Raw genomic sequence first — 6,259 nt, forward strand, 5'->3', positions numbered from 1 at the left:
GCGCATAACCGCGGCAAGCAGGCTGCCCGATAACAGCACAACAATCCGTCCGCACCAGCGTCACGATGGCGGACCCAACAGCCGTAACCGATGAAGGTCGTTCACCTTTCCAACACGCCGGTCGCCGGCAGCCCCGGCAATATCGTGTCAGCGCTGAATCGGCTAACCGACATTCGCGCCCGTCACGTGGTGTTCAATGCAGCCGCGTATCGCACGCGCACGTTCGCGATCGACATCGACTGGCAGACGCAGCAGCACCAGGCGCTTGATGCGATCGCCGAAGCCGATGTGGTGCACATTCACCAGTACTTCTCGCTCGACGAAACCTTCGGCGCCGGTTTTCAAAAGCACTTCGGCGATAAGAAACTGATCCGCCAGTACCATTCGGCGCCCGACTTGTGGGCGAACGGCGACGCGGGCCTGATCGAGCGGATCGTGCGCGATGGCGCACCGCAGCTTGTGATCGCACAAGGCCCCGAGCGCTTCTATCCGTTCGCGCGTGTAGTGCCGAATATCGTGCCGATCGATGATCCGCGCTATCTGCCGCATCCGGAAGCGCCAGGCAGGCCGATCGTCACGTTTTCGCCGAGTGGGCGCGCATCCGCGTGGAAAAAGCGTTGGGAGACAAAGGGCGTGCCGCAGACGCTTGCGCTGCTGCGCAAGCTCGAGCGTGAAGGACTGTGCCGCGTCCAGCTGATCGTCGATACGCCGCATGACGAGTGCCTGCGCGCGAAGCAGCAGGCCGCGGTCGCGATCGACGAATGTGTGACCGGCAACTACCACTTGAGCGGCCTCGAGGCGCTGTCACAAGGCAAACCGACGCTCGGCTATCTCGACGCGCGCGTGCAGTCGCAATTGCGCAAGCTGACCGGCGCGGTCGATCTGCCGTGGATCGACGTGCGTCTCGAAGAAGCGGAAGCGCCGTTGTGCGCGCTGCTTGAAGATCGTTCGTTGCGCGCGGAAATCGGCGCGACGTCGCGGCGCTGGATGGAGGCGCACTATGCGGAGCGCGTGATGATTGAACACTATCGGCGTGCGTATCTGGATCTGTTTGAAGCGCCCGAGCAGTTTGGCGTACCGCGCTTTGCCGGCGATGCGCAAACGTGGCTTGCTGTTGCTTGCGCGGACTACAGTTGGACCGCGCGCCGGCGCGAGCACGCGACTTGGCGCGACAAACTGCGCAGCTGGTTGAAGGGCTAAGCCGCTAAACCGCGAAGATGGACGAGGCGTTATGGTGAGCCGATTCGGGAGCCATACATCCAGGGGGCAATCGATAGGTGAGTTTTTTCGGGGGAACGCGCGACGCGCTCGAGCATCGATGCCTTTGCGCTTCACGCCGTGACGATCAGCAGCCCACCTGTTAGCGTCAGCGCGCCGCACCAGAGCCAGTCGAAATTGATCCAGCCCCGCCGCAGCATGCCCAGGCCAAGGTATTCGTACGCCGCGAACGCAATCGCGCCGCCGGTGATCAGCGTGATGACCGTGTGCAGTGCGGTCATCTGACCGATCATCTGCAGTGAAGCGGGCAGCGCACTGGCAACCGCGCTTTGCGCGCCGGCCGCACCGCAGATCGGCATCAGCGCGGGGATCAGCATCAGGCCGGCGCCATGCAGCGTCGCCATCGCTGCGGACCACAACACAAGCCCGACGAAGCCCGCGGTCATGCCGACCCGTACGCGATGACGGTGGCCGTAAACATGGTGATAGAGCGCCCACACGATCAGCACGCCGCCCATCCCAACGCGCAGATGCGCTGTCTGCGCGAGCATGCCGAACGCAACGGCGGACGTCGTCACAAGCAGCACCGACGCGGCATGGCCGAGCGCAATCGGCGGCAACGCCCACAGCATCGCTTTGCGGCTGCCGCGCTGCATGCCGAGCGCGGCCGCGAACAGCCATCCCATCGCCGGATTGGCGCCGTGAAAAACGCCGCTGCCGATAACGACGGCCCATGTCGATGCGAAGCCGCTCGCGAACAGGTCGTTCATATCGATTCCGTGACGCGCGTTACGGATAGCAATACGAGTCGGATGAACCATCGCCGCCTTCAAGGCGGATCTGATGCGGACGGTGTGTGCTCGGCCATTGCAGGAAGAAGTCCGGCTCGAACGCGAGGCCGCCGTTGGGCGCCGCATCGAGTTTGACCATCCAGCCGTTGACACCGTCCGGATAGAACTGATCGTCGATGACCCCGTACAGCGAGTTCGTGAAGTAGACCCGCTTGCCGTCGCGGCTCACTTCGACCATTTGCGGGCCGCCGTTCAACGGCTGGCCGCCCGCGCCCGCGTGCGTCGCGCGCGAAGCGATGCCGCCGATGCGCACCGTGCCGGTCAACTCCGGATGAAACGGGTCCGACACGTCGTATTGACGCAGGTCGCCGGTGCCCCAGCACGACACGTACAGGTAACGGTCGTCGAGCGACAGCGCGATATCCGTGACGAGCGGCGGCACCGCGCCGAAGCCCTTCAGCATGGGTGGCAGCAAGTCTGCATCCGCCGGCTCGGCGGGGATTTCGATCACCTTGCGCACCGCCCATTGATCGCCTTCGCGATACCAGGTCCAGATCGATGCGGACAGGTCCTTCAGGCTGATGACCGAATTGACGAAGCCATGCGCCATCGTCGGGTTGTGTGCGGGGCGCAGCTCGAATACGAGCTGGTTCTCCGCGCCGAAATCGATCACCTGTTTGTGCTTGCGCGTATTGATGTCCCAGAAGTGCAGACGATGCCCGTATTGGCCGCCGAGCAGCACCTCAGGCACGAGCCCGTTCTCGAATGTCGCGGGCAGTCCCCATTCGCTCGTGACGAGCGTGTCGTAGCCGAGATGCCACCACACGTCGTACGCGAGTTCCTGCGGGCCTCGATCGATTTCCCAGCGGCCGCGGATATCGAACGTTTCATGATCCATCAGGAAGACGCCGCCGGGCGCTTCGCCTTGCGCGTTCGCGAGCGATGCGACATAGATGCCAGCCGGCCCGCAGTGGACGGTATGCGGACGCGTATAGCCCGCCTTCGATGCGACTTCGTCGGGTTCCAGCACGCGCACGATCTTCGGTTTTCTGCCGTCGGGCTTCGTATCGATGATGTGGATGCGCGACGAACGCAGTCCCGGCACGACCAGATAACGGCGTTCGGAATGCGGGTGCGGCGCATTCGGGCACAGACACGAACTGCACGCATTCCAGCCGAAATGGTGCAGTTCATCGCCGACGTTCGGCATCGTCACGCGGTTGACGATCTTGCCGTAGTCCTTCGACTTGGGGTCGACGTCGACCACGGCGATATCGTCCGGCATTTGCCGCGACGGGTCGAAGCTCGCGACGTAGGCGAGCGTTTCCTTGGGTGCGTCGGCTGCGAGACGGGCCGACGGATAGAAGGTGGGATCGGGTTTCCACGTTGCCATGACGGTCTCCGGAGTGGCCGCGTTCGTCCCTCACGTGTATCGCCTGCGGATGCGGACCGGTCAGAACGCGATGCCTATTGCACGATGTTCGATGCTGCGTCGCCGCAATGCGCGGTTTGAACGACGACAGCTTTCCATCGTAGGCAATAAAACGGCAGAGCGTGGCGCATCGACGCGTCCGACTGTGATGGAGCGCGAAGCGATGCATCGCGCGATAGACGCTGAGCCGCTGCGAAGCCCACGCAAATCGGATGCGGTCTCAAAGGTGAGCGTTTTCGGGAGGCGATGGCATGGCCGGCAGTGTCGGCGCTCGGTGATCCATCGCAACTGCGAATGCTTACTTCACATGAAACCTTGCTGTGTGTCGAAACGGTTTCATCAGCAAAACGCGCGGGTACGTCGCAGATGCGGATATGCGCCTACGATGACGGGTAGAGGGGCTGAATAGTCGCTGCGCGACACGCGAAATCCAACCGGATAGCGATTGCAATCTGAAATCGGAGACTCGTCATGCACGCCATGCTGTACGACGGCACTGCGCCGCTGTTGCGCGAATCCGAACTTCCCGATCCGCTGCCAGCCGCAGGCCAGCTGCTGATCGATGTGCACGCGTGCGGCGTGTGCCGCACCGATCTGCATGTGGTTGATGGTGAGCTGGACGATCCGAAGAGGCCGGTTATTCCGGGGCATGAAATCGTCGGCACGGTCGCGGCGCTCGGTGCCGGCGTATCCGGCTTTGCGCTGGGCGATCGAGTCGGTGTCCCGTGGTTGGGCAACACGTGTGGCCATTGCCGTTATTGCGCGACGGGCCGCGAGAATCTGTGCGATACGCCGGGCTTCACCGGCTATACGATCGACGGCGGCTACGCGCAGCGTACGGTTGCGGATAGCCGCTACTGCCTGCATGTGCCGGAGCGTTACACCGATACCGAAGCGGCGCCGCTGCTATGCGCAGGCTTGATCGGATACCGCACGCTCAGCATGGCGGGCGATGCCGAGCATATCGGCATCTATGGCTTCGGCGCGGCCGCGCATATCGTCGCGCAGGTCGCGCGTCATCAGGGTCGCCGTGTCTATGCTTTTACGCGCGGCGGCGACACCGCCGCCCAGCAATTCGCGTTGCGTCTCGGCGCTGTGTGGGCCGGCGGCAGCGACCAGGCACCACCGCATACACTGGACGCCGCGCTGCTGTTCGCGCCGGTCGGTGCGCTCGTGCCGCGTGCGTTACAGGCAGTCGTGAAAGGCGGCATCGTCGTTTGCGGCGGTATCCATATGAGCGATATTCCGTCGTTTCCGTATGCGCTGCTGTGGGGCGAGCGGCGCGTCGTGTCGGTGGCCAATCTCACGCGTGAAGACGGCGCCGCGTTCATGCGTATCGCGAACGACATGCCGTTGAAGATCGAGACAACCGCTTACCGGCTAGCCGATGCGAACCGCGCGCTCGACGACTTGCGCGGCGGACGCGTCTCGGGTGCCGCGGTACTGGCCATGCGCTGAGGTGCGCGCCGCGCATGCGTCTCAGGCGCTGGTCCCACCGTCCACCTTGATACTCGCGCCGGTCACGAACGATGCTTCGGGGCTCGCGAGCCATGTGACCAGATTCGCGATGTCTTCGGGATCACCATAGTGGCCGAGTGCGATCGAACCGCGAATGAGATCGGCGAGTGGACCGTCGGCGGGATTCATCTCGGTGTCAATCCGCCCGGGCTGCACGTTGTTGATCGTGATGCCCGCATCGCCGAGGTCGCGCGCGAGTGCACGCGTCATGCTCGTGATGGCGCCTTTCGTGCACGCATACATGCAGACGCCCGGAATCGGCACATAGTCGCTGGTGACGCTGCCGATATTGATGATTCTGCCGCCTTTTCGCATAAACCGCAGCGCTTCCTTGATCGCCACCAGCGGGCCGCGTACGTTGATCGCAAGCATCCGCTCGATATCGCTGAGTGGGAATTCGTCGATTACGCCGATGCGGAACATCGCGGCATTGTTGACGAGTATGTCTAAAGCTCCATACTCGGACGCGGTGGTCGATACTGCGGATTGCACCGCCGTCGTCTCGCAGCTATCGGCGTGCAAGGCCATCGCGCGGCCGCCTTCGCGCTCAATTTCCTGGACGATCTGATGCGCGTCTGCCGCTGATGTCGAATAAGTGATCGCGACCGCAGCGCCTTCGGATGCGAACCGTCTCGCGATAGCCGCACCAATACCACGTGATCCGCCGGTGACGAGCGCGACCCTTCTTTCAAGCTTCCTTTTCGATAAACACATGTCAGTTCCTTTTTTGCATTGCATGAATCGTCTGCCTGGTTAAATTATCTTCGTGTATAAGCAATCCTATTGATATTCCTTTCTCATGACGATGAGGCGCCGCTTCGCCATCCCTCAAGACATCTCGTCAGGATCGAACATTCAGATGCCATGCCGCTGCATGACTAGCAACAGCATCGACAGCGTTACGAGCGAAGCGAGTGTCGAAAACAGGATGGTCTGCGAAGTGACATGCGCCTCGCGCCGATAGAACTCGGCAAGCATGAACGGTCCCGTGCCGGTCGGCAGTGCGGCCAGCAACACCGCCATATCCACGACGTCGACCGGCAGCGCGAACACGCGAGCCGCGATCCACCAGGTGAACGCAGGCTGCACAACGAGCTTGATCGCGGTGAACACGAACGACGTATTGCGCCCGTTGTCCACCTGTCGTTTCTCCGCGAGAAAGAGGCCGAGGCTGACCAGCGCGCATGGGCTCGCCGCGCCGCCCAACAGCTTCAGGAAGGTCTCGACGCTGTGCGGCAACGTCCAATGCGCGCTCGCAACGAGCGCACCCGCGATCGGCGAGACGATCAGCGGATTTCTC

At 62.8% G+C, this 6,259-nt stretch carries 6 protein-coding genes; 2 read left to right on the forward strand and 4 right to left on the reverse strand.

Annotation, left to right across the window (positions count from 1 at the left end; translation table 11 throughout):
• Positions 1-90: 90 nt before the first annotated feature.
• Positions 91-1,200, forward strand: coding sequence for a glycosyltransferase family protein (locus HV796_RS14255; protein WP_175227141.1), 1,110 nt, complete (start codon positions 91-93; stop codon positions 1,198-1,200).
• Between the two features lie 131 nt (positions 1,201-1,331).
• Here the strand turns inward: HV796_RS14255 and HV796_RS14260 are convergent, their stop codons facing one another.
• Positions 1,332-1,988 carry a hypothetical protein gene (locus HV796_RS14260; RefSeq protein WP_175227142.1) on the reverse strand — a complete coding sequence of 219 codons (657 nt, stop codon included), beginning with the start codon at positions 1,986-1,988 and terminating at the stop codon, positions 1,332-1,334.
• 19 nt (positions 1,989-2,007) lie between these two features.
• Positions 2,008-3,402: a selenium-binding family protein gene (locus tag HV796_RS14265; RefSeq protein WP_175227143.1), complete on the reverse strand. Its 1,395-nt coding sequence runs from the start codon at positions 3,400-3,402 to the stop codon at positions 2,008-2,010.
• Between the two features lie 510 nt (positions 3,403-3,912).
• Between HV796_RS14265 and HV796_RS14270 the strand changes: the two genes are divergently transcribed.
• Positions 3,913-4,899 carry a zinc-dependent alcohol dehydrogenase family protein gene (locus tag HV796_RS14270; protein ID WP_175227144.1) on the forward strand — a complete coding sequence of 329 codons (987 nt, stop codon included), beginning with the start codon at positions 3,913-3,915 and terminating at the stop codon, positions 4,897-4,899.
• A gap of 21 nt (positions 4,900-4,920) precedes the next feature.
• On the opposite strand, the gene HV796_RS14275 is transcribed toward HV796_RS14270, so the two are convergent.
• A complete protein-coding gene (locus HV796_RS14275; RefSeq protein WP_175227145.1) occupies positions 4,921-5,673 on the reverse strand; it encodes an SDR family NAD(P)-dependent oxidoreductase in 753 nt (250 codons plus the stop codon).
• A 141-nt stretch (positions 5,674-5,814) separates the two neighbouring features.
• The coding region (locus HV796_RS14280) for an AEC family transporter (protein WP_175227146.1) at positions 5,815-6,259 on the reverse strand (445 nt) is incomplete at its 5' end.

This window comes from Paraburkholderia humisilvae (genome assembly GCF_902859855.1).
GTDB lineage: Bacteria > Pseudomonadota > Gammaproteobacteria > Burkholderiales > Burkholderiaceae > Paraburkholderia > Paraburkholderia humisilvae.